The following is a 25,118-nucleotide window of genomic DNA, read 5'->3' as shown; positions in this document are numbered from 1 at the left end:
AACAAAATCGCTATATAATGAATTTATCATTTTACTATATAGGAGGTTTTCAAATGGTAATCCCTAAATATCCTGATGTCCCTACTCTTACAAAAAAACAAATCGATCAAATTACAGAAATCACTTTTCTAAAAGAAATAACACCTCAAAAATGTGATGCAATTTTCGTTTTCGGCGGTTCTCACCCTGGCAATTGGCAAGCTCCTCTAGAAGCTTATCGACAAGGATTAGGAAATCAAATTATCGTTACAGGTGGTACTAGTTTGCATGGCATGAAACATCCGAGCTGGAATTACGGGGATTTGTCAGAAGCAGAAGTAATTGTACATAAATTAATTGAACATGGTGTACCAAAAGATGCTATCATGTTCGAGACGAACTCCCTCCATTCTATCGCTAATGTAATGGAAGCGAAAAAGATTTTTGATTTCACAAAGATTAATCGGCTACTATTTGTATGCAAAAGTTTAGGCGCTGGTCGGCAATATAGAGTATTAAAAAAACATTTACCTAAAACTATTACTTGTATCCCATATACATTTGATACAAATTTTGATAGTGAGTTTATAATTAATAGATATAATTGGATGAAAAATGAAAAGAGTCGCTCTATGATTTTTGGAGAATACTTGAGAAATGTTTGCTACGGCAGAAAAGGTGGTATTGAGCCGCCTGAAAAAGAGGTTCAAGGCTTAGAAGAATATGTATCCTACTACTATAATCTAGCATAATAGAAAAAGGTATACCAAAACGTCGGTATACCTTTTCTCCTATTTATTTTTCTTTTAACACACTATGTAATCGATCAGGATAATTTGTAAACATCCCTGTAGCACCCCATTTAATTAACAATCTCATATCTGGTTTCTCATTAATTGTATAAGGATGAATTAACAGTCCATTATTTCTAGCCATTTTCATATATGACTCATCAATAATTAGTTCTCCGTTATCATTGCGTAAGTTCGGCCCAATACCAACTGCATACTTTTTAATTTCTTGAAAATCATCATTCGTTACACTTTTCGGCTCATGTGTAATCCCAGACCATTCAACAATCTCATTGTTTTCATTTGGATAATACCAAAGCAGTTGAACTAACGGAATATTTTCATTCATACTATGAATCTTTGTTAAACTATCTTTACTAAATGATTGAATCATAACACGGCTAGAAGACATGTTTTGACCTACTAAATTATATTTTTTTAATAAAGCTAATAATTTTTCTTCCATTCCTGGATACACATCTGGTGATTTTGTTTCAATGTAATACTTCATGCTTCTTCCGTACTTTTGGAAGATTTCTTCAAGAGTCGGAACTTTTTGTCCAACATATTCTTGCTTAGCCTTTTCTGGATAAGCTTTATTGAACCATGACCCTGCATCTAAACTTTTTATTTCGCTTAACGTTTTATCTCGTACTTCGCCTGTTCCATTTGTAGTACGATCAACTGCTGTATCATGCATTGCAATTAATTGGCCATCTTTTGTTAATTGAATATCTAACTCCAAATAATCCGCTTTCATTTTTTTCACAAGATCATAAGAAGCAAAAGTATGCTCAGGTGCATGTCCACTTGCTCCGCGATGCGCAATATTTAAAAACTTATTCGTATTCCACTCATGCTTTCCTTCTGCTTTCGCTTGAACAGCTCCCCCAGCAAAGATACTTCCCGTCATAAAGAAAATAACTAAAACGCTAATAATTTTTCTCATCCTTCTAACCCTTCCTACGTTGCAAATTTCAACAAGTTAATGAGATTTACACGAAATAGAAGATATACTTTCATTATTTTTATAAGCTTATATTAAAATTCCAATCTTACAAATACAATTCCCCTATATTATTACTATACTATTTATTTTCCATATCCCTCCTATTCACATGTAACTCCTTATTGATTACAGTTCATCAATAAAAAAAGCCATAAATTATTCAGAGGACACTTCTGTATCCCTAAATAAATTTATGGCTTATCTCAAATATCTCCGGCCTCGATTAACTTGTCGAAATTAATCATACCAAACCTATTAATATTTGTGAATATTTTTTAAATAAGTAGTTTCTATGCTAAAGCAGCTGGCGGCATTAATTGCGGCCCTTTACCCATGCGCGCCAATACCCAATCATCGTAATACCACATTTCTGTGTGACGGCGGCTCATCATATAATCCCAGCGTACTTCCCGCTCAAATTCGATAATTTGTCCTTCTCCACCAATTGTTACCCAGTTAAAACTCCCATTATCATGCATCATTTTCACCCATAAAACAGGGAACGTAACAATTTCTCCTTTATCTTTATACTGCCTCGTTTGTTTTTCTATACGAAGTAAAGTTAAACCACTTGCATATTGTTGATCAACCTTTTCCATTACATCCATCGCCATTTTTTCCGCCTCATCTTTATGAGGTAATGCATTAGAGTATACCGGCATCATATTCGTGTAACTTAATAAATACTTCCCATTTTTAGAAGTAATGATCGTAATATGAGTACCACCGTAATGGAGCATTTCTTCCGCTTGATAGCGCTGAACAGCAACTTTGACACCATCACGTAATTCCTCATGCTCACGTACTAAATTCACATACTTCGGAATTGGTAATAACATCGCAACTTCCTTACTACAATGTTGAAAAGTATTGTATGGATTCCCCATTTAACATCTCTCCCTTATATATAATTCTTTTGGAACATGCTGGAGAAATTCCGTTATTTCTCCAGCATAATATACATATAATTCATGCATCGCCCTCGTACATGCTGTGTAAAACAAATTACGATCAGACTCTCTCGAATAGTTATCATTTGAAGCATCAAATATAATAACAGCGTCAAATTCTATCCCTTTCGCCAAATAAGCAGGAATAACAACAACGCCTTTCTCATAAGTTGTATTCTCTTTTTGCATAAAATGGACATGTAATGTAGCACCTATTAGCTCCATCACTTTCGTACATTCTTCATTTGTTTTACAAATGACCGCAACTGTTTTATGTCCCTTTTTTTCTAACTCTTTCACCTTAAGCACCATATTTTTTATATGCTCTCGTTCATCACTTACTTTTATATAAACGGGCTTCTTACCACCCCTGTTAAAAGCTTCAATATCTTTTCCATTTGGAATCATACACTTTGTAAATTCAATAATTGGTTTTGTCGATCGATAACTACGATTAAGCTGAACTGTTTCTACTTTACGATTTGCAAATAATGTAGGAAACATATCGTTCTCTTTATTTTGATCATGCGAGAAAATGTTTTGATTACTGTCACCAAGTAACGTCCATTTCGCCTTCGGAAATAGTCTTTTTAAAAATGCTAATTGAAATGGTGTATAATCTTGCACTTCATCAATAAATACAAACTTCACAAGATAATTCGTTTTAAAACCTTCAAGTATTTCTTTTAAAAACAAATACGGCGTAGCATCTTCATTTGCTAGCTGTTTGTTCTTCAAAAACTCCACTGTCTGCTTACATATATCTTCCCAGCAATCTGGTACGAAAATATCTTTCTGCGTACTTTCAAATAACTGCTCAAAAATCGCAGGATGGTTTATAAAAGCGTATTTTTTCACCTTTCTACGTAACGAACGAAAATGTTTCTTCACTACATATTTCGTTAATAATTCATGTTCCTTCTCGTAATAATCAAATTGATTATCCTTTTCTAATTTTTCATATATACGATTATAATCTTCTTTATTTAAATACTGAATTTCTCTTTCCACCCAATCTTTTTTCGCTTCTATCTTTTCAAATTCATGTAACTTCCGAAGAACCCATTCCATTGTAAGTTGCATTCGATTCGGTATAGCAATAGATATATCTAAACTATAAAAATAATTACATATTGATTTCGCCTCTATGAGTACTTCACCATTACATGTAACATCATGAAATTGTAAACCTTTTTCACTTAAGCTTCGCGCGTATTTCTCAAGTAGTCCCATAAATTCAACCGAGGATTTATATTGAACTCCTTTTAGCCTAGTTTCATACGTACTTTCATGCTTTTTCGTTAAAACGTATTCCAGCTGGGCAAATGAATCTTCTACAGTAAAACTTTTTCCAATCATATGTTCCACATACGCTTGAAAAGTCGTTTGTTGCATATTATCTTCCCCAAGCTCTGGCAAAACGTTCGCAATATAACTATTAAACAACTCATTCGGGGAAAACAGTAACATTTGATCCGCATGAACCGTGCCGCGGTAACGATACAATACATAAGCAACGCGCTGCAGTGCTGCTGAAGTTTTCCCGCTCCCAGCAGTTCCTTGCACAATTAACACATCACTTTTATCGTTTCGAATAATTTGATTTTGTTCCCTTTGTATTGTCGCTACAATACTTTTCATTTGTTCACTTGCATTTCGCCCAAGTGCTTCTTGTAATAATTCATCACCTATCGTCACACTTGCATCAAACATACTTTGAATCGTTCCATTTCGAATCATGTATTGACGTTTTAAAAGCAAATCACCTGAAATCATACCGATGGGCGCTTTATACTGTGCCCGCCCTAAAGTGTAATCATAATAAAGGCTCGAAATAGGTGCCCGCCAATCGTATACTAAAAACTCATCATTTTCTTTATCATAAAAAGAGCCGATACCGATATATATTTCATCAGTATCCGCTTCATTATCTTCTTTAAAATCAATCCGCCCAAAATACGGCGTTTCTTTTATTTTCGTTAAAAGGTTATATTCATTTTTCGTATGACGATGTGTATGTTCTCTTTCAGCAAGAAGTTCTGCCTCTTGCCTAATACTCGCCGCCGTTTCAACCGCTTCTTTAATGTTATCTATATTTACTTTTACATCTTCCCAAAAGTTTTTTCTAATACTGACAATTTCAGACTTCACCAAACCAACTCGGTCATCGAGCTCTCTCAGTTCCTCGTCTACTTTTTCAACGACTACATTAACGCGTTGTTGCTCTACTTTATAATGACTCATATAATCTCTCCTTCTCATACTATTTGAAAGCCTTATATGATACGCAACTTTTTACTTTTGAAAAATGCCACATGCAACAATCTCCCATGACTTTTGGAACTCTTCATTTACCCTATCTTCTTTCCATCTTGCAGAAAAAGCAGGGTGATAAAACGATGAAAGTAACCCAAATAACGTATGCGCTAAAAACAAACTATCTTGTTTTTCAATCTCATTACGCTCTATCCCACGATTTATCACGTTCTCCAGTTGTCCAACTAATCTTTCTTCATGCTTTTGGATCACCTTATTCTTTTGCTGCACTAACGAACTATTCAATGTAAATAACTCTTCGTTTTCAAGTAGCTCTTTCTTTTTAAGCTGAAATAAATGAAAGAACCACTCTTGTAAAATGGTTGCCGTCTCTCCCTCTTTTCCAGCGATTTTCTCAAGCTGATCCGAATATTTTAACAGCCACCTTTCTAAAATCGCATCGCGTAATGCAACTTTACTCCGAAAATAAGAATATAAAGCCGCATGACTAACATCAAGTGACTTCGCAATACTAACAAGTGTCGTCCTACTCCATCCGTATTTCATTAACTCTTTTTCCGCTGCATCTAAAACAATATTTTTCGTTAACGCCTTATCTTTCATTTTTCTCACCATCCATTCTATTTACATAATAATATTATTTCAATAACAACTTACATTTTTTATTATTTGTAAGTTGAGTGTAAAAAAATACGATTTCAATTAGGTTATAAGATTAACATATCCTTTTTCAACTTACAATATTTTTATTTTGTAAGTTGAAAGCATAATAGAAGAATTGCCTTATATAAGACAATTCTTCTTCGTTACTTAAAAATTACATAATAAATGATTCATTACTTCGTTAAGCACTGTCTCTAGATTTTCTATCTCTTTTGCCAGACGACATCCTATAAAACCATCTGGTCTAATTAATACAGCTCCTCCATTCTCTATTCCATATAATTCGCTAAAAATATCTCCTTGAGCAATAAAGTTTCCACTTAAACCAACTTGATACACCTTTATATTTATTCCTAATTTAGCTGAAACAGTATGTGCTGATTCAGCCCAAGAACCATTTTCTACTCCCGTAAGCAAAACAAAATCGTTACCTAATAAATCAAGGACAGAGACTTCGTCCCCCTCATACATTCCAACAAAATGTGGTGCTCGCGTACCAGGTCTTCCGTTCAACTGTACTATATCCATTCTATGCGGGGTAACTAAGTCATCTATAATCGCCTCTGAACAATATTGATACCCGACAGTAACAGCTAAACCGTCCATAGTATTTAAACTACCTTCCTCTCTATTTGCAGCACGGAACAGTAAACTACTCGCATAATCTGTCGTTAATTTTGCAACAGGGTATCTCTCTTTATGATATGTTTCCAACAATTTTTCTTTTGCCTTCCCTTTTATAACAGCCGCTAATTTCCAAGCTAAGTTATGCGCATCTTGTATTCCTGTATTTGAACCAAACCCTCCTGTTGGCGGCATAATATGCGCTGAGTCGCCAACTAAAAAAACGCGATTATCTTGAAATTTAACCGCTGTACTTTCAGTCGCTTCCCACGGTAAAACACTTACTATTTCTGCCTCAATATTTTTGCTTCCAATTGCGGTTTGAATAATTTGTTTACAGCGTTCTATAGTAAAATCCTCTGACCTCTCTCCTTTTAATGGATCGTAGGATACATGGTAAATCCATCTTCTTTCGTTATCAACTGGAATAAGTGCACCAAGAACTTCCGGATGAAGTACCATAGTAAAACCAAATGCATCTCCTTTTATAAACTCACTTAAATCCGCTTCAAAATAAATATTCATATAATAGCCACCGATTGTACCTCGTCCCTCGGTACGTATCCCTAGTTGCTCACGCATTTTACTTTTTGCCCCATCTGCTGCAATGACATAGTCACAATGTATGACACTTTCTTTTTCTGTTTCTCGATCTCGAATCGTTGCTATTACTCCGTGCTCATTTTGTTCATAAGAAACTAATTCATGATAAAAAGATAATTCTCCGCCTAATGATCTCGCTTCTTGTAACATCATCTCTTCTAAAGTAATTTGATAACAAGCCGTTTGTTTTGATGGACTAATCTCTTCTATTTTTTGAAGTAACTTTTCATCGTTTCCATACTGAGTCGCCCTCATTTGTGCCAATTCTTCCGTATTCGCCTCCGCTATTGTATCAACTGCTATTCTTCCTCGGCAATTTTCTAACGCTTTACCCGCCAATCTAATTCTTTGTTCTAAACCTAATTCTCGAAATAACTCCATCGTACGAAAAGTGATTCCACCTGCTTTTGGATGAATTGCAGTAGACGGATGCCTTTCAATAAGTAAGTACTCAATGTTATGTTTTGCAAGAAATAACGCAGACGCTAATCCTGATAATCCCCCTCCAACAATTAAAACTGGTACATCATTCGTTTTCATATATTTACCCTCCACATCATTGTTCTGAGCTCAGTGACATAAATATAATCAAAAAATCAACAAAGATATAGACTTATATTTCATTTTAAATTATCATATAGATAGATTACGCCCCAAATTACTTTTACTTTTTCATACATCTATAATCCGTTTGAATTATGCGTGTATGAAAAAGTAAAATGAAAAAACTCACTTTAGTAGACACCAACATAATAAAAACATGATAAGCGGTCGTAACCCTATAAATTATACAGGGTTACGACCGCTTATTTTTTTAAAAATCCTTATCCTCTATCCTCAGTAAACAACCTATTATGAATCATTTTCTATTTTTAAAACTTCAACCATCCTAGTATGTAATCCTTTTCTATCCCCTACCATTTGCAACACATAAAATTTCATTCGTCTCGATTTTCTTTCCCAATATTGCAGCTCATTCAACAATCATGTAGCATTACCGTATCGATATAATGGTTCATCATTTTAAACCTTTCGACTAATTACCAGGAGGCAAAGTGATTGAAATGAATAAACAAGAACAATTAAATGTTATAAAAAAAGATTTTATTGATTCTCAAAAAGTATTATTGGCAATCGGTGATGAAACACGTCAAGCTATTTTGTTAGTTCTAATGGAAACGGAATGTCAAACCGGATTACGTGTAGGCGAAATTACGAAGCAAACACACCTTTCTCGACCAGCTGTATCACATCACCTTAGGATTTTACGAGAAGCCGGTATAATTTTAATGCGAAAAGAAGGTACAAAAAACTTTTATTATATTGATATACGTACAAAATTAGGTTTATTAAAAAATCTTGTATTAGATATTGAAAAGCTATTGCACAACTTTTATTGAGATTTGGAGGTATAAGAAATGAAAGCGATGATAATTGATAAATACGGAAAAGTCCCAATGCGCATGGCAGACGTATCTACTCCTGAAATAAATGAGTATGAAGTGCTCGCAGAAATTCATGCAGCTAGTATTAACCCCATTGATTTTAAAATACGCGATGGAAAAGTAAAAATGTTACTGAAATATGAAATGCCCCTAATCCTCGGGAATGACTTCGCCGGTGTCATCACGAAGGTTGGATCAAAAGTGACTCGTTTTAAAGTCGGTGATGAAATATATGCTCGTCCAAGAAAAAATAAGATTGGTACTTTCGCGGAGTATATAGCCATTCATGAAGATGATATAGCCTTAAAACCGAAAAATTTAAGTTTTGAGGAAGCGGCGTCGATTCCACTCGTTGGCTTAACATCCTATCAAGCTTTACATGACATCATGCAATTACAAAAAGGACAAAAGATTTTAATTCACGCTGGATCCGGTGGTGTTGGTACTTTCGCTATTCAGTTGGCAAAAATAATGGGTGCTACTGTTACAACAACTGCTAGTGAGGCTGGTGCGAATTTAGTAAAGTCTCTTGGCGCAGATGAAATAATTAATTACAAAACAGAAAAATTTGAAGATATACTAACAAATTATGATGCAGTATTTGATACAATCGGCGGTACAACACTTGAAAAATCATTCAACATTATAAAAAACGGCGGCAACATTGTTTCCGTTTCAGGAATGCCAAATGCTCGTTTCGGTAAAGAATTTGGTTCTGGATTTTTTAAAACACTCTTATTTTCATTAGCAAGTAGCAAACTTACTGCACTTGAAAAGAAGCATAATGCGCAATATTCATTTTTATTTATGAAGCCAAGTGGGGATCAATTACGTACTATCGCAAACTATATTGAGTCCGGAAACATCAAACCGGTAATCGATCGAGTCTTCCCTTTTGAAGATGCTCAAAAAGCAATGGAATATTCAGAGGCTGGAAGAGCAAAAGGGAAAATAATTGTAAAAATTAAATAAATATAAAAACTCCATTTTTTAAAAATGGAGTTTTTATATTTGCTGTTAAATAGACATAGTGCAGCGAAGTCCTTACAATAGATTGCAAGGGGAAATATCGTATTATACTTTTAGCTAACTTTACAAAGAATACATACGTACAAATACATAATAAAAAATACAAAAGGAGGAGATACAATGACTAAAAATAATGAAATAGGTTGGAATTTAGATAATAGTTATACGACTTTACCACATTCATTTTATACAGAAATCCCCCCTACTCCCGTAAGTTCACCGGAGTTAGTTAAACTAAACCATTCATTAGCGATATCTCTTGGCTTGACCCCTGAAGAACTAAAGAAAGAAGCCGAAATTGCAATTTTCGCTGGTAACGCAATCCCAGAAGGTGCTCATCCATTAGCTCAAGCATATGCTGGTCATCAATTCGGACATTTTAATATGTTAGGCGACGGGCGTGCCCTTTTAATAGGAGAACAAATCACTCCTTCAGGTGAACGTTTTGATATTCAACTGAAAGGTTCTGGCCCCACTCCCTATTCACGCCGAGGAGATGGTCGTGCTGCACTTGGTCCGATGCTACGTGAATATATTATAAGCGAAGCAATGTATGCACTTGATATCCCAACTACCCGTAGCTTAGCAGTCGTTACAACTGGAGAACCTACATACCGTGAAACAAAGTTACCTGGAGCTATTTTAACTAGAGTAGCTAGTAGCCATATTCGCGTCGGTACATTTCAATATGCTGCGGCTCGCGGTTCAATCGAGGACCTGAAATCACTAGCTGACTATACGATAAAAAGACATTACCCAGAAATTGAAGCTCATGAAAACCGATATACTGCTTTACTCGAAGCAGTCATTAAAAAACAAGCAAGTCTCATCGCAAAATGGCAACTTGTTGGATTTATTCACGGCGTAATGAATACTGACAATATAACGATTAGTGGAGAAACGATTGATTACGGCCCTTGTGCATTTATGGACAATTACGACCAAGGAACGGTATTTAGCTCTATCGATACACAAGGTCGCTACGCATATGGAAATCAACCATATATGGCCGCATGGGATCTCGCACGACTAGCTGAATCTTTAATACCAATTCTGCACGAAGATGAGGAAGAAGCATTAAAGATTGCCCAAGACGAAATTTCAAAATTTAGCGTACAATATGAAAACAATTGGTTGCTTGGAATGAAAAAGAAATTAGGACTATTTGGCGAAGACGAACAAGACAAATCACTTATTGAGAAACTTTTAGCAATAATGGAGAAATATAAAGCGGATTACACAAATACATTCCGTTCATTAACTCTCGATACATTAGAAAATACCCCTCTATTCGAAAGTCCAGAATTTAAAGAATGGTACGGACTATGGCAATCTCGATTAGAAAAGCAAGACGAATCAAAAGCGAATACCTATGAGATGATGAAAAATAATAACCCATCGATTATCCCAAGAAACCACCGCGTAGAAGAAGCATTAGAAGCAGCTGTTACAAATGGAGATTATAGCGTAATGGAGAAGCTTCTTGAGGCTTTATCAAACCCTTATGCGTATTCTGCAGATCAAGAAGAATACTGCGTTCCACCTGTACCGACGAATCGTCCTTATCGTACTTTTTGTGGGACTTGATTGTTTAATATCTTTTAATGTGCTTTCAATTTTTGAAAGCATATTTTTTTTGTTTAACATAAACATAAATCGTATTCCAATTAAACCGCAGATATATTACTATTCCAATCATAATAATTGGTTATATTCGTGAAAAATGTTGAGAAATATAAATTTTGCTTTTTAGTATTATTATTTTTGTTATCATTAATTTATAAGAATATTCTAAAAAGGAGGAGTCTTCATGTTTACACCCACTAAAAGTGAACAAATCACACAGTTATTAAACGAATGGTACATAGAAATCCGTTTAAGACGCATTGATAGTGCAAACCGTTTTAAAGAACAAATAGATAATAAAATTAACATTTTAAAAAACGAATATCCAAATGGTTTACCTGATCAAAACTTGTTACTCTATTATTCTCTACTAAACTTCCGATACAATTATTTAATTGATAACTTAGGCGTCTCTAAAGACAGTTTTAATAAAATTGAGTCGTTTGAAATTCCAACAAATAATTTCTTATCATATTACTATCATTTCTTTAAAGCTATTCACTCAGATGCGATTGGAAACTATATACTAGCGAGAGAGCATTATGATAAAGCTGAAGCTTTGCTTCAATACATTCCAGATGAAATTGAGAAAGCAGAGTTCTACTATAAACTAGGATATTCCTACTACGATAATCAACAAACACTTCAAGCCATCAAAGAAGTAACAAAAGCTAAAGATATGTTTTCTAATCATCTAGGATATGAAGTGAATGTAGCTTTTTGTGATAACATTTTAGGTTTAGCATGTATAAATTTAAAAGAATGGGAACTTGCTGAAGAACATTTTACAGCTGCAATGAATCAATTTCAAAAAACAGGAAAAGAAAAATTCATTTTAATGGTTCGACATAACTTAGGATGGATGTATTCAAATCAAAACCTTAATGCATTAGCTATTCGTTATCTCTCTGAAGTTGTCGAGAAATCCCCAAATCATTATAAAGCTATCTTTGCTAGCGCTTTAGAATACTACAAATTAAAGGAAATTAGCGTCGCAGACGAGCTAATAAAAAGAGGATTAAACATTAGTAACGAACTAAAACAAGAGGAATTCCAACATCGCTTTATGATTTTACAAGAACTAAATAACAGTTCACCTGCTAAAACATTTGAAACAGTAGCATTAGCAGGAATTAAATATTTCGAGCGAGAAGAATTATATGAAGATGTTCAGGAACATTATGAAGCATTGGCAATTAAATTCTATGATGAAAACGAACATTCTGAAGCAAGTAAATATTTTTATATGGCATTACAAGCAACGAAAAAAGCAAATGCTAAAGGAGGATTAAAATGAAAAAGTTACTCTTAAGTTTTATGGGAATCGTTACGATTCTAGCATTTAGTACTGGTATAACAAGTCCAACAAAGCTGGATCATTCTAATACTAAGATACAAAACCTTTCTGTAGGTGATGGTGGCGGTTGATCTACACTTTCTTTACACAAGAATATAAAAATGAAGTCATGCATTATTGTATGACTTCATTTTTATTCGTTGAAACTTTTACTTCATTTTCTATTACAACGAATTCCACGTCATCATTCTAGCAATCCCCCTACTCCCCTCACTACCAACTTTCTCAAGTTCCTCCACAACTAATTTTCGTCTCTCCACAGAATGATTTTGACTTAACTTCGCTTTTCCTTCTATTTTACTAATCTTAATTTTAAAACCAACTATCCCCTTACTTAATCCCGCCATATAATTCGGATCTACATCATCAAGTGAGTAGGTGCTCTGTGGATCTTCATATGTATGTACTAAATTTTGAAGAGAATCTATTAATGCCTGTTCATCTTCAACAATTTCTAATTCACCGTATACATGTACAGCAACATAATTCCATGTTGGTACTGCATTGGTTGTTTCATACCATGACGGCGAAATGTAACTATGTGGCCCTTGAAATATAGCTAGTACTTGTTGATTCCCACTATCTTTCCACTGTTCATTCGGACGTGCGAAATGGCCATGTAAAGTAAGGGTCTCCCTATGCAATAACAACGGTAAATGCGTTGCATACGGTTCCCCTTTATGTTGAGAAAATAACGTCGCAAAGCTATTTTGTTCAATTATTTCGTACTTCATCTCTTCATCTTCTATGGCGAAATATTTTGGTACGTACATAAGTTCCCTCTTTTCCGGTCTTTTCTATTTTATTTCCTATTATATTTAGTAATTGCATCAATCAACAGGGCCAGTTTGTATTTGTTTTACAATGGCAGCGTTCAATTTAAAAAGAATAGGCCGCATGTACTTAATGCGACCTTAGTTTATTTCCCCCAATATATTTGTAATAAATGCCGTCTTACCTTCACTATAACTAGCTCGATTTTTCGATTCTCTTGCTAGCTCTTCCTTCAAACGTCCATACTGATTAGCTATCTCAATATGTTCACGAAGATAATCCCGAAACGCTACATGTCTCCTCAGCTCTTCACTATTCTTATCACACACATATAGATGCTGTTCCATCCAACCTGTATTTTCCTCATTCCACGGAACGGAGGCATCCTTTCTTCCAAACGCCTCTCTCCCCTTGAAGCTCCATTCCGCTTGATGATAATATCCTATCATTTCAAGTTTTTTTACTACTTCAGGAAAGATTTCATAATCTTCTATTACAATATCAATATCTAATATTGGTTTTGCTACAAGTCCTTTAATAGATGTACTCCCAACATGTTCAATAGATAAAATGCTGTCTCCCATTACATCGTTAATGAAATTTTGTAGCTTATTAAATTCACTTTCCCATTTGATGTTATATTCTTCGATAGTAATTCTCTGTTTCAATATATCCCTCTTCCCAATACAATTTACAACCTTTGAATATGAGTATCTTTAAAATCCGTCTCATATTTCAAGCCATATCCAAACATTCGATCCATTCCAATATGCGCTGTCCATATTAAGCCAATCATTATAACGGTATCTACCTTAAAATAGACTCCTACTATAGCAATTAATATAGATATAATATACGTGTGACATATATTATAGATTTTAGCACCTATATGATTATTTATCCCATACGCTAACATTGATAAATCTGGAGCTAAAAGGAACAGAAAAAATATTATCCAACTAAATTCATATATTGAATACGTATAAATCGCGGCTAACAAAACAACGAGTCCTTCAAAATGCACAATGCGTTTTTGCATTTTTGACCATCCCTACTTTTCTATATTTACCGATAATTTTTCATCACTAAAAGTATTCTTTGCATTTTTTGACCAGATGGTCGCTAAAATTGGTCCTGCAATGTTATGCCATACTGCTGCTAATACGCTTGGAAGTGCGGCAGCTGGTCCAAAATGTGCTGTTGCCAGCGCAACACCTAAGCCTGAATTTTGCATTCCTACTTCTATTGAAATGGCTCTTCTTGTCCCTTCGTCTAGTCTAAGTATGAATGCTGTTATATAGCCAAGTAAAAAACCGAAAGCATTGTGGAGCATAACTGCGATAAAGATAAGAAGACCTGAAGAAGTAATGCTACTTACATTGGCTGAAACAACTGCTGAAACAATAATGATAATTGCTAAAACTGATATTAAAGGGATAACGGTCATTCCTTTCGTAACAGTTTTAGGGAAAAACTTCTTCACCACTAATCCTAAAATAATAGGTATGATAATGACTTGTACGATAGAAAGAAACATAGACATAGGATTCACTGGCATCCATTGTCCTGCAAGTAATAATAAAATAAGAGGTGTAGCAATTGGTGCTAGTAACGTTGATAATGACGTCATAGCAATTGACAATGCTAAGTTTCCTTTCGCTAAATACACCATAACATTTGATGCGGTGCCGCCCGGTACTGAACCGAGCAACACTAATCCAGCTGCTAATTCGGCTGGTAAGTTCATAACGTAGGCTAGTACGTATGCGACAAGTGGCATAATAATAAACTGAGCACATACACCGATAATAACTGGCAATGGTTTTGTAGCAATGATTTTAAAATCAACAGCCTTTAATGTTAATCCCATCCCAAACATGACAACTCCAAGTAAAATTGTTATGTAACTAGTTAACCCGAGAAATGGAGTAGGAATAAAATATGCAATAGCTGCAATACAAATAACCCAAAATGCAAAATACTTTCCAGCTATATTACTTATCGCTTCTAGTACTTTCACCCAATCATCCCCTATCTTTCAACTGAAAAACTTTATTCGGATTCAAAATATTTTGCGGATCAAGAGCTTTCTTTATTTTCTCCATTACGAATAGTGCCGCCCCGTGTTCTTCTTCTTGATACTTTTGTTTTCCGATTCCAACGCCATGTTCTCCCGTACACGTTCCCCCTCGTTTAAGAGCATACAAAACGATATTTTCATTTATTTCGTCTGCCTTCTTCACTTCTTCTTTATCGTTTGGATCAACCATTAAAAGCACGTGGAAATTCCCATCTCCTACATGGCCAAGAATACCACCAACAAGACCAACCTTATCTAATGTCTCTTTCGCATGTTGTATTGCACCAGCTAATTCTGAAATTGGTACACATACGTCTGTACTCATAAGCTTTTTACCAGGATAACTATGAACGTAAGAGTATGCTAGATTATGCCGTGCATCCCATAATTTATTTCTCGCCGCAGTTTCCGTTTCAAAAGCAACTTCTTTACATTTATGATCAAAAACAATTTCCTTCGTGAATTCAATATCTTGCTTTAAACCTGCTTCATTACCGTGAAACTCTAAAAATAATGTAGGCTCTTCTCTGTAACTTGTTTCATTATAATGATTTACTTGTTTCATAGATAATTCATCTACAAGTTCAATTCTCGCAATTGGAATACCCGCTTGCAAAATATGTATAACCGCCTCTACTGCATCATTTACAGTTGGAAACGACGCTCTCGCTGCCATAATATGTTCTGGTATGCCGTATACTTTTAAAGTTAACTCTGTAAAGCATCCAAGCGTACCTTCTGACCCTACGAAAATACCATTTAAATGATAACCTGATGATGACTTCGCCGCTAAATTCCCAGTATGTATTACTCCTCCATCAGCGAGAACGACTTCTAAATCTCGAACTTGATCACGCATTACACCATACTTTACCGCTGTCGTTCCGCTTGCATTTGTAGCAGCCATTCCTCCTAACGTCGCATCGGCTCCAGGATCTACACTAAAAAACAATCCATACTTTTTCAATTCTTTATTAAGCTGAGAGCGAGTCACTCCTGGCTGTACTCTCACTAGAAAATCTTTCTCTCTTATTTCGAGTATTTTATTCATAAGTGAAAAGTCCATTGTAATTCCTTTTTCATACGGAATAACATGTCCTTCTAGACTAGATCCTACCCCAAACGGAACGACAGGTTTTTTATGCTCACTCGCTACTTTCATTATTCTACTAACCTCTTCGGTCGTTTTCGGAAAAACAACTACATCAGGTAAACTACTAGTATGATAAGATTCATCTTTACTATGTAACTCTCTTACTGTCATATTTACAACTACTCGATCTTCGGGAAGGACACCCTTTAATTCATTTACTAAACGCTCTACCGTTATTTCCATCGTACACTCTCCTACTTTCTATAAATTAGAATTACAAAATATGTTAACTATTTTATACATAATAATCCGAAAAATTAAATAATTCAAGTTTTACATATACGAAGTTCGTTTACTTCTGTCAGAAAAATAAAAAGAACTTGCAATACATATTGCAAGTTCTTTTCTAGAAAACTATATTTTAAATGACTTCTTTATTAACAGCATAAACCAAATTAAAGTAACTGCCATCAGCGAATGAGAAAATCCTACAATGTAAGTTAACCCTTTAAAATCCTCTCCATTTAACTGAAGAAGCCCTCTCGCTGCTAGCGAACCTAACATTAAAGTTAATGCGATATTATGTACAATAAACCACTTATTAAAACTTTTCGCTTCATGAAACGCGAATACTTTTGCTAATCCTAAAGCAATTAAGAAGAAGAAAAAGCCGAGTACAAGTGTATGTGTATGCAAAAGATTTAACAAAGTAGATCCTACAATCCCCTTATACTTTCCATACTCCCTAGCGAAAATTCCTGATAATAAACCGATAATTAAATACGTAAACGATGCAGTATATAATTTCTTCATTATGTACCTCCTTGAGTAGAATGTGTAGTGTGTCATATTTAGTAATAATGATAGTTATATAGTAAAAACCCCTAGTCACCTAGGAGTTATTGTATAAGTATCTCACTCTTTACAATCAATCTTAATTATAAAATATCCCTTTATACAAAACAAACGAACTTTATGTGAACAAGTAGAGCATAATTAAAATATGTTGCACTTTTGTATTTCGCAACCCATACTAATTGTTATAACTATTAAAGGTGGTGCAATGGATTGATAGTTCTTGAAACTGAACGACTCGTTCTTCGCTGGTTTGATATAAAAGACGCTCCATTTATTCTAGAATTAGTAAACGATCCTGCATGGATCCAGTTTATTGGTGATAAAAGGATTAAAAACTTAGACGATGCAAAAAAATACATCTTGAACGGACCAGTTGATATGTATAATAAAATGGGCTTTGGTCTTTACTTAGTGGAGCGAAAAGAAGATTTCACTCCACTTGGTATGTGCGGACTTATTAAAAGAGATTCATTAGAAGATGTTGATATCGGCTTTGCCTTTTTAGAGAAATTCCGTTCAAAGGGATATGGTTTTGAATCCGCTTCTGCTGTAATAGACTACGGTGTACAGAACCTAGGTATGAAACGAATTGTAGCAATTACTACTATTGATAACATCAATTCCGGAAAGCTTTTAGAAAAAGTAGGATTGAAGTTCGAAAAGATAATTTCAGACTCAGGAGAAGATTTAAAATTATTCGGGTATAACGCGTAAAAAAGGTTCGCCATAAATGGCGAACCTTTTTTACTAATTTTATAATAATATGTTACGTTACATGATAGTTCGCGTTAGTTCTTGTAATTACCAATACCCCTTTCATATCACATTTTTGGTACTTTATAGAAATAACTCTTCCGCTTATAAATATATTAAATAAAGGGAAGGAAATATCCCGTAGAACGATAAAGCGGTATTTGGATGAAGACTTCACGCCGGTACATGCTTCTTATGGAAAAAAACGGAGTAGTAAACTGGATCCTTACAAAGAGGAGATTAAAGATTTATTCGAGCAAGGGCTAATGAGTTCGAAAATAGAAAAAATAATCCAGGAAAAGGGTTATAACGGCTCATCATCTAACTTGCGAAAATATGTACATGAATTAAAGCAGAGGAAGAGAGAGCGCTCAAACCTTTAGTGAATCAGATACTCCAACCGAAACCATAAAACGTTCAAATATCTTAAAACTTCTTTACAAGCCATTGGAAAAGGTAGAAGCTATTACACAAGAGCAATTTGAACGTGTTTGTGAAGAACACCCTATTGTAAAAATAGTTTATGACTTAACATGGGAGTTTAAAAACATCTTCACCACAAAGAGTGTTGAGAATCTCGACCATTGTATTGAGAAAATTAAGAATACTAATATACAAGAGTTTAAGAGCTTTACGAATGGATTAGCCCGGGATATTGAAGCTGTCAGAAATGCGGTAACTTATGAGAATATATTATAATTAATTTTTTCAGAACGTCTATAATCCTCTTTAAAAAAATATATGTAAATATAATAAAAAACGAATGATTAATAGAAATATTCTACACCACTCGTTTTTTATCGGACTTCTTTTTACTGTACTTTTATTTTCTTTATGAGTTATTAGAAAAATAATTGTCTATATAAGTCTTTATTTTTTCAAAATCCTTTTCCATAAATAAGATTGCTGGTACTTCAATTATTGGAAGATTATTTTCATTATCAAAAGGTGGACACGGTTTGGGAACTACCAAATAGTCAACTGAGTTTTTATCCCTAATATAATTAATCGAAACATCATAATACTTAGAAAAATATTCCTTCAAATCATCCTGATTCCTTAAAAATGGTAGAGAAAATATTGAACCATAATTTATACCAGCGTCGACAATTAATACAAAGCATATTTTTTTCATGATACACCCTCCTCGTATAATAAGTTTTAAGTTAATAACTGTTCCTTGAAAATTAAATAGTTTTTATCTTCAAGAGCTACATCAAAAAATGATGTATGGGTAAAATTTAGTCTTGGATACTGGGGGTTCCCCAGATAATGGAAGTACGAAAATGGATCCATCGGGAATATGCTTACTCCTCCTGTAGTTCGACCACGTTAAAAGACTGTGACCCAGACCAAAATGCACTGCATACGCACAAGCTGTATCGGTTTCCTTTTTCTTTATATTCAATTAAATTATATCATTATTTTACATAAATTTACAGACTATGTTTTTTTATTTTATTGGTAAACTTATGCTTAGCATGAATTGGAGGGATATATATGATAGATTATAGAATAATTTCAAGAGAAAACTATTCAAATAAGATTGGAGAGCTTGTAACAATGCTTGAACATACAAGAGATGTTACATTGAGCGAAATCTCCAATTTAAACCAAAGTGATTTAGATTTCTTACCAAACGTTAGTTCAAACACTATTGGTTCTCTCTTATCACATATTGCAGCGATGGAGTTTGTTCATCAAGTTATCTCGTTTGAAAAAAGGGATTTAACTGAAAGTGAATATCTAAAGTGGCGAATTTCTTTAGAACTTGGAGACAAAGCAAGGGAAGGAATAAAAAAGCAATCTTTAGATTATTATTTGAATGAATTATCACAAGTTAGAGAAAATACACTAACATATCTGAAATCAAAACAAGATAGCTGGTTATTCGAGGAAAACAAGTGGGATAATGGTGTGCCTTATAATAATTACTACTTGTGGTTTCACGTTATGGAAGACGAAATTAATCATCGTGGACAAATAAGAACAATTAAGCGATTGATGGGAATGAGTCAACTACCCCCACTGAGATAAAACGTTTCAGTGGGGGCTTGAGTTAGAATACTAGGTCTTTTCGGTCTATCGCTAGACAGTTTGACGCTCTAGCATTCATGCCACCTTATGGTAACACCCCAAGTATGTTTTTGGTTGGTACTGGCAACGAACGATTGTTTTCCCACTTGCACCACCCTTTCAAAAAAGAGCAATTCTTCCTTATAGAAAAAGCCACCACTCAGATGAATCCGGCGTGTGCTACAAGCCCCGACAAGTCGAGTACACATGGATAGTTGACGCACCCACTAAGCTATGCGCGAAGCAACAGCCTTACGTTTTTGCACTTTTAATAGAATCGGCGTTTTCACTTTGAGATTTTCATCTAATTCTACAACTTTTGATTTTCCCAATGTATTCAGCGCACCATTAATATCCGCATGGATACATGTTCCTGCTTTACTTTGGTACAGACCACGCGTGATTCGTTTGCCACTAAAGCGATAATGGGTCCTATCCTCCTTAGACCAAACTGGAACCGGATCTTTATCAAGAAAACTGGCTTTTGAGGTATAGCTTTCTTCTTGTTTTAAAAAGCGAATGCCTTCTTTTACACATTTATTCTCAATCGCTGCCATCAGTTTATGAAATGGGATTTGAACAAATATTTGATTATTCTTTTTTCCCATATCAGATTTTTGTTTCCAAGCAGCGTTATACCCTACGACAACCGTATCTATGTTGTATGCTCTCACTTTTTTGAACAACAGGCCTACAGTTTGTGAAATGTAACCATTTATTTGTCGTTCTCCTTTATGCCAAAGTGCAGCCATTTTATTCGTTACAATTCGTTTAGAAAGTCCATTTCCCACATTTTTCAGTTGCAGATTACGTATCATTTTGTTGAAGTACTGGTTAATAGATTTTAATTTTTTCCCATCAATTAAAAATGCATCACCTGTATTTGTCACACAACTTAACAATCTGTCTACACCTAAATCGCAACTCAAAGCGTTACTCGTAGTCGTGGATGGTTTCTTCATTTGAAAAACGTGCATTTCATATGTATAATGCACCTCAAAGAACCGACCTTTTTGCTTCGGTACAATCTCAATGTAGGAGATTTGTTTATGTCTTACGTTTTTAGGCATACGTATTTTAATGGAACCGAATTTTTTCCTGAATACAACATTCATCGGAATGATCCAATATCCGTTCTCATCCACTTTTGGCACTTGATAGATTTCAATGATTCGTTTGTCCGTTGAACGAGAGTAATTCGGAAACTTCGGGCGACCTGTGAAGGTTTCAGGTTTTTTCTTCCACTGTTCCAACGCTTTAAAAAAGCTCTTCACTTCTGTAAATAAGGCTCTACGAATCGCTTGAACAGAGTTTGATTGAACACCCCAGTAGTTCATATCAGCCTGCATGGCATTGTCCACTTCTTTTACAGTAGCCATTTTATTATGGGTCAAATAACTTTGTTTCATCGTGTACAATCCAACATTTCGTAACGCTTTTGAGCTATGTGACATGCGTTGCAGTAAACGAAATTCTTTTGCAGTAAGGCAAGCTCGTCCGATATTCTGTTTCTGCGTGAATCGCTGTATATTTTCTCTTTTCTTTTGTTTCCTTAATACTTTCACTGCTTTCTTTCTAGGCATTGTTTTCACCACCTTTCTTAGAGAGTTCATTACAATTAATTACTTTTGACAAATCAATATTTAGAACGGAACAAAATGTGAACATGGTCTTCATCGTAATTCTTTTTGGTTCAAGTAGCTAAATGATTATGATTATCATTATCTAATTTCGTTGTCCTACGATATATTCCCTCCTTATCTAGGGCAGATTATATCGTAAGACAAAAGAAACAAAATTGTTTCGTCTACCTGTTGACGGCAATTCATCTCCACCTGAATTGTTGGGCTTCACCCGTAACACAAATCAGATGGATTCTTCTTGCCGAAAAGGATAAAACATAAATTATCACACATCCATTTATCGATATGAAAGAATTTTACTAAAATACACTTAATACTCCGATCTTTTTATGTTAATATTTTAAATATTAACATAAAATAAACAACTTCTATTTTTAACCGCCTACTCATTTTCTTTAAAAACAAAGGTGAATTACATGAAATGAGGTTGAGAAAATCAGGAAAACGCTCTCATTTTTTGTTTTAATTTTTTATAAATACTACATAAATAAAGGAGCTTGCCAACAATGAATGTCTCTTTACTTACACCTACTACCAATTTACAAGAAGAATACTTAGATTTTTATAACGAATGGAAAGATAGCGGTGAAACGATGATTCCGTGGGTTATTTCAAAAGACCCTTCTAACTTCCCCGCTATGATTCAAGAATTACTCGATGCACATAACGGAATAAACATTCCTGAAACGTGGGTGCCAGACTCTACGTATTGGCTCGTTACAGATGAAAATAAAATTGTAGGAGCTGTTAATATACGCCATAGTTTAACAGAGCATTTGTTTAACGCTGGCGGTCATATCGGTTATGGCATTCGCCCTTCTGAAAGAAGAAAAGGTTATGCTACGAAGTTACTAGCGTTATCATTAGAAAAAACGAAGGAATTAAACATTACGAAAGCACTTGTCGTTTGCGACGAAGTGAATACAGCTTCAGAGAAAACAATTTTGCATAATGGTGGCCTTCGCGATAAAGATTTCACTGAAGAAAATGGTAATGTTGTAAGAAGGTTCTGGATTGAGCTATGAATAATCAAAAAGAAGCCAGAAAGTGATTACACACTTTCTGGCTTCTTTTATACTACTTCTATTTCAAACTGAACTGTAATATCGCTTGGATCTACTACTGTAAATCCATTTGAAATTTCATTTATTTCATGCTGTTTTTCTACTAATCTTTCTTTCACTTCATCTAACGCTTCTTTATGCGGTAATACAATTGTATATACCTTAAGTCCAGTTGCATGAGTCGGTGGGTGCGGATTATTTACTCCATTCCACGTATTTGCACCGATATGGTGATGATATCCTCCTGCAGAAATGAATAAGCAATCTTCTTCACGCTGCTGCACTTCAAATCCTACTGTTTCTACATAAAACTCATGTGATTTCTCTACATCAACTATTCGTAAATGTACGTGTCCAACGACAGTATCTGCAGGTAATCCATCAAACTCATAATCAACGAGTGTTGCCAGTTCTTTTAAATCCAGTGGCGTACTTCCTCCTGGCCCTTCTCCCCATTGATCACGCGGACGATCAGCATAAATTTCAATACCATTTCCTTCTAGATCTTGTAAATAAAATGCTTCGCTATACGTATGATCACTTGCACTATTAAACCTTGAAATTGGTAAAATTTCATTTGAATATGTATAACGTCCTTCTTGCTCAGCCGGACTGTCAATTACCTTTTTATTGCGAATAACCCCAAATAGTGCCGAAGCAAAATCTTCACGAGTTGGAACTAAAAAAGCAACATGATATATACCCGTTGTACGTGGTTCTTGCAGTACCCCATCCTCTAACTTTTCAAGAACAAGTAACGTATTCTTACCACCTTTTCCAGCTAAATGCGCTTTATTCCCCTCTTGTTTAATTACTTCTAACCCTACCACATTCTCATAGAAAGCAATTTGACGATTTAAATCTTTCACTTTAAATTCCACATGACCAATACGTGTTTTCGGATGAATTTGTACCATAAATAACTTCCTCTCCTTATCCCAATATTTCCTCATTACATATAACCGTTACTATGAAGAATACAACCAAAATCATCCTATGTAAATAAGAAAAGTCAGAATTTATACATACTTCTATTTTCATAATAAAAAAGCCACCTCTTCTAACTTTCAGAAAAAGTGACTTTATAACTCTTATCTCATTTTATGTACTTCGGCAACTAACTTACCACCCTGAATGCCCATATAAAGCTTCACAGGTGCGTCATTCGTATTTTCGAATACTAAGTCTAAATATGGATATGCAATTGTAGCATCTCTTCCTTGTGGAACATAACCTACTGTTTTAGAGTGTGTCGTTCTCTCTACCATTTTCAAACCAGCTTGATCCGCTGCGTTATATAAAGTTGATGAAGTTTGACAAACACCACCGCCATATCCATCTACTAATTTACCATCTACTATTTCTTTTCCTAATTGATACCCTTTGTCTGGTGTCGTATCTCCGATTAATGCATTAAAAGAGAAACGGTCTCCTTTTGCTAATACAACTCCGTTTATGCTCGCTGCAGATAAACGAATGTTTTCAATTCGACCACCTGTTGAGCCACCTAAATTCGTTTCATATCTACCAACTACAGTACCACTTCCTTGCCCATCACTAAGTGTTGCGGTAGGCTTTTTCTCAGTAATTGGCAACTGGTATGAAGAATCCCACATACCAACGTTCAATAACTTATCTACTAATTCTTTTTCCATTAATTCATAAGAAGGCTTTCCTTCTTGCCAACTTCCATCAGGAGCTATACGTGAAGGAACCATCTTTTTGTCAACGCTTTTCCCAACTTCGCTAGCAACCTTTGTTACCGATTTTTTAAATTTTGCTTCATCTTCAAAATAACCTAAACTCGATAAATCTAATTTTTTCACTTCAGTACCAGTACGACCGTCAACTAAACTAATAGAATCCTGCACTTCTGCTTTAGCTTCTACAGTGTGTCCGCCAATATCGCTTACTAATGCAACATCACTTACTTTCGTACCGCAACCACTTACTACAGCTACACATAATACCCCAACCAATATACCCTTTATTTTACGGAACAATATACTCTCCCCTTTTTCCTAACATCACTCTTATGTATTATTTCATTTGTATGTATGTTTTGTTACAATCATTTTACAATATATTTATAAATTGTTACAAGCTATTTTTTACTCTATTTAAGTTACTCTTTTCTTTTGTAAATGTCTATACATATTTATATTAATTTTCGAGTTTAATAACATTGTAACTTTTATGCAAACTACCTCCATCCAGTATATACCATTTACTAAGTGAAATACAAATGAAACACACTATTGTTTTACCTCTTTACGCAACCACATAAGCCTGTAACTATTATACGAATTCAACATTTTTAGCCATTCTCCATAAGTATATCCCCCTTCCCTTTCTGCATATATGGGTATTTGCCGTGTCGCCGCTCCGCTTTCGCACATACATTATGATGAATTTAACCTAATT

The 25,118-nt window shown here is 34.7% G+C and carries 25 protein-coding genes; 10 read left to right on the top strand and 15 right to left on the bottom strand.

Features of this window, described 5'->3' with window-relative positions; genetic code table 11:
* Positions 1 to 53 precede the first annotated feature (53 nt).
* A complete protein-coding gene (locus EUC40_RS09610; protein ID WP_156574663.1) occupies positions 54 to 731 on the top strand; it encodes a YdcF family protein in 678 nt (225 codons plus the stop codon).
* A 43-nt stretch (positions 732 to 774) separates the two neighbouring features.
* Here the strand turns inward: EUC40_RS09610 and EUC40_RS09605 are convergent, their stop codons facing one another.
* The 5 genes from EUC40_RS09605 to EUC40_RS09585 all read right to left on the bottom strand — a co-directional run bounded on the left by EUC40_RS09605 (position 775) and on the right by EUC40_RS09585 (position 7,436).
* Complete coding sequence (locus EUC40_RS09605) at positions 775 to 1,719, bottom strand: glycerophosphodiester phosphodiesterase (RefSeq protein ID WP_071711440.1); 945 nt, start codon at positions 1,717 to 1,719, stop codon at positions 775 to 777.
* Between the two features lie 350 nt (positions 1,720 to 2,069).
* Positions 2,070 to 2,666 carry a hypothetical protein gene (locus EUC40_RS09600; RefSeq protein WP_156574661.1) on the bottom strand — a complete coding sequence of 199 codons (597 nt, stop codon included), beginning with the start codon at positions 2,664 to 2,666 and terminating at the stop codon, positions 2,070 to 2,072.
* Positions 2,667 to 4,973: an RNA polymerase recycling motor HelD gene (gene helD, locus EUC40_RS09595; protein ID WP_156574659.1), complete on the bottom strand. Its 2,307-nt coding sequence runs from the start codon at positions 4,971 to 4,973 to the stop codon at positions 2,667 to 2,669.
* A gap of 51 nt (positions 4,974 to 5,024) precedes the next feature.
* Complete coding sequence (locus tag EUC40_RS09590; protein WP_156574657.1) at positions 5,025 to 5,609, bottom strand: TetR/AcrR family transcriptional regulator; 585 nt, start codon at positions 5,607 to 5,609, stop codon at positions 5,025 to 5,027.
* 207 nt (positions 5,610 to 5,816) lie between these two features.
* On the bottom strand, positions 5,817 to 7,436 hold the full coding sequence (locus EUC40_RS09585; RefSeq protein ID WP_156574655.1) for an FAD-dependent oxidoreductase: 1,620 nt from the start codon (positions 7,434 to 7,436) through the stop codon (positions 5,817 to 5,819).
* A gap of 515 nt (positions 7,437 to 7,951) precedes the next feature.
* On the opposite strand from EUC40_RS09585, the gene EUC40_RS09580 reads away from it, so the two are divergent.
* From EUC40_RS09580 to EUC40_RS09560, 5 genes are all read left to right on the top strand, one after another.
* On the top strand, positions 7,952 to 8,296 hold the full coding sequence (locus EUC40_RS09580; RefSeq protein WP_088610277.1) for an ArsR/SmtB family transcription factor: 345 nt from the start codon (positions 7,952 to 7,954) through the stop codon (positions 8,294 to 8,296).
* 18 nt (positions 8,297 to 8,314) lie between these two features.
* The gene (locus tag EUC40_RS09575) at positions 8,315 to 9,313 is read left to right on the top strand and encodes an NADP-dependent oxidoreductase (RefSeq protein WP_156574653.1); all 999 of its coding nucleotides are present in this window, start codon (positions 8,315 to 8,317) and stop codon (positions 9,311 to 9,313) included.
* Positions 9,314 to 9,490: 177 nt separating this feature from the next.
* Positions 9,491 to 10,957, top strand: coding sequence for a protein adenylyltransferase SelO (locus EUC40_RS09570; RefSeq protein WP_156574651.1), 1,467 nt, complete (start codon positions 9,491 to 9,493; stop codon positions 10,955 to 10,957).
* A gap of 223 nt (positions 10,958 to 11,180) precedes the next feature.
* Entirely contained in the window at positions 11,181 to 12,293 is a 1,113-nt protein-coding gene (locus tag EUC40_RS09565; RefSeq protein ID WP_071711435.1) for a response regulator aspartate phosphatase, read from the top strand.
* Complete coding sequence (locus EUC40_RS09560) at positions 12,290 to 12,424, top strand: Phr family secreted Rap phosphatase inhibitor (RefSeq protein WP_000735068.1); 135 nt, start codon at positions 12,290 to 12,292, stop codon at positions 12,422 to 12,424. The genes EUC40_RS09565 and EUC40_RS09560 overlap by 4 nt, the downstream gene beginning before the upstream one ends.
* 93 nt (positions 12,425 to 12,517) lie before the next feature.
* Here EUC40_RS09560 and EUC40_RS09555 read toward each other — a convergent pair whose 3' ends face one another.
* The 6 genes from EUC40_RS09555 to EUC40_RS09530 all read right to left on the bottom strand — a co-directional run bounded on the left by EUC40_RS09555 (position 12,518) and on the right by EUC40_RS09530 (position 17,113).
* On the bottom strand, positions 12,518 to 13,126 hold the full coding sequence (locus tag EUC40_RS09555; protein WP_156574649.1) for an FMN-binding negative transcriptional regulator: 609 nt from the start codon (positions 13,124 to 13,126) through the stop codon (positions 12,518 to 12,520).
* Between the two features lie 141 nt (positions 13,127 to 13,267).
* Positions 13,268 to 13,795 carry a GrpB family protein gene (locus EUC40_RS09550; RefSeq protein WP_156574647.1) on the bottom strand — a complete coding sequence of 176 codons (528 nt, stop codon included), beginning with the start codon at positions 13,793 to 13,795 and terminating at the stop codon, positions 13,268 to 13,270.
* A gap of 23 nt (positions 13,796 to 13,818) precedes the next feature.
* Entirely contained in the window at positions 13,819 to 14,166 is a 348-nt protein-coding gene (locus EUC40_RS09545; protein WP_071711432.1) for a DUF4260 domain-containing protein, read from the bottom strand.
* A 12-nt stretch (positions 14,167 to 14,178) separates the two neighbouring features.
* Complete coding sequence (locus EUC40_RS09540) at positions 14,179 to 15,147, bottom strand: bile acid:sodium symporter family protein (RefSeq protein WP_071711431.1); 969 nt, start codon at positions 15,145 to 15,147, stop codon at positions 14,179 to 14,181.
* Positions 15,148 to 15,151: 4 nt separating this feature from the next.
* Complete coding sequence (locus EUC40_RS09535) at positions 15,152 to 16,543, bottom strand: FAD-binding oxidoreductase (protein ID WP_156574645.1); 1,392 nt, start codon at positions 16,541 to 16,543, stop codon at positions 15,152 to 15,154.
* Positions 16,544 to 16,714: 171 nt separating this feature from the next.
* The gene (locus tag EUC40_RS09530; RefSeq protein ID WP_156574643.1) at positions 16,715 to 17,113 is read right to left on the bottom strand and encodes a DUF2871 family protein; all 399 of its coding nucleotides are present in this window, start codon (positions 17,111 to 17,113) and stop codon (positions 16,715 to 16,717) included.
* Positions 17,114 to 17,368: 255 nt separating this feature from the next.
* Here EUC40_RS09530 and EUC40_RS09525 point away from each other — a divergent pair, with 255 nt between their 5' ends.
* Together EUC40_RS09525 and EUC40_RS27585 are read left to right on the top strand one after the other, a co-directional pair.
* A complete protein-coding gene (locus EUC40_RS09525; RefSeq protein ID WP_156574641.1) occupies positions 17,369 to 17,872 on the top strand; it encodes a GNAT family N-acetyltransferase in 504 nt (167 codons plus the stop codon).
* Positions 17,873 to 18,358: 486 nt separating this feature from the next.
* A complete protein-coding gene (locus tag EUC40_RS27585) occupies positions 18,359 to 18,610 on the top strand; it encodes a transposase (protein WP_167520145.1) in 252 nt (83 codons plus the stop codon).
* A gap of 133 nt (positions 18,611 to 18,743) precedes the next feature.
* On the opposite strand, the gene EUC40_RS09515 is transcribed toward EUC40_RS27585, so the two are convergent.
* Entirely contained in the window at positions 18,744 to 19,046 is a 303-nt protein-coding gene (locus EUC40_RS09515) for a hypothetical protein (RefSeq protein ID WP_000717614.1), read from the bottom strand.
* A 365-nt stretch (positions 19,047 to 19,411) separates the two neighbouring features.
* On the opposite strand from EUC40_RS09515, the gene EUC40_RS09510 reads away from it, so the two are divergent.
* Positions 19,412 to 19,948 carry a DinB family protein gene (locus EUC40_RS09510; protein ID WP_156574639.1) on the top strand — a complete coding sequence of 179 codons (537 nt, stop codon included), beginning with the start codon at positions 19,412 to 19,414 and terminating at the stop codon, positions 19,946 to 19,948.
* A gap of 266 nt (positions 19,949 to 20,214) precedes the next feature.
* Here the strand turns inward: EUC40_RS09510 and EUC40_RS09505 are convergent, their stop codons facing one another.
* A complete protein-coding gene (locus EUC40_RS09505) occupies positions 20,215 to 21,570 on the bottom strand; it encodes an RNA-guided endonuclease TnpB family protein (protein WP_156574636.1) in 1,356 nt (451 codons plus the stop codon).
* 566 nt (positions 21,571 to 22,136) lie between these two features.
* On the opposite strand from EUC40_RS09505, the gene EUC40_RS09500 reads away from it, so the two are divergent.
* Positions 22,137 to 22,655 (top strand): GNAT family N-acetyltransferase, encoded by a 519-nt coding sequence (locus EUC40_RS09500; protein ID WP_156574634.1) that lies wholly within the window; start codon positions 22,137 to 22,139, stop codon positions 22,653 to 22,655.
* A 47-nt stretch (positions 22,656 to 22,702) separates the two neighbouring features.
* On the opposite strand, the gene EUC40_RS09495 is transcribed toward EUC40_RS09500, so the two are convergent.
* Together EUC40_RS09495 and EUC40_RS09490 are read right to left on the bottom strand one after the other, a co-directional pair.
* Positions 22,703 to 23,611: a VOC family protein gene (locus EUC40_RS09495; protein ID WP_156574632.1), complete on the bottom strand. Its 909-nt coding sequence runs from the start codon at positions 23,609 to 23,611 to the stop codon at positions 22,703 to 22,705.
* A gap of 174 nt (positions 23,612 to 23,785) precedes the next feature.
* Positions 23,786 to 24,697, bottom strand: coding sequence for a VanW family protein (locus EUC40_RS09490; protein ID WP_071711421.1), 912 nt, complete (start codon positions 24,695 to 24,697; stop codon positions 23,786 to 23,788).
* Between the last annotated feature and the right edge of the window lie 421 nt (positions 24,698 to 25,118).

Origin of the sequence: Bacillus luti (assembly GCF_009739945.1) — a bacterium.
Lineage (GTDB): Bacteria > Bacillota > Bacilli > Bacillales > Bacillaceae_G > Bacillus_A > Bacillus_A luti.
Note: the sequence above shows the minus strand (reverse complement) of the source record. Positions and strands in the feature narration are given on the sequence as shown.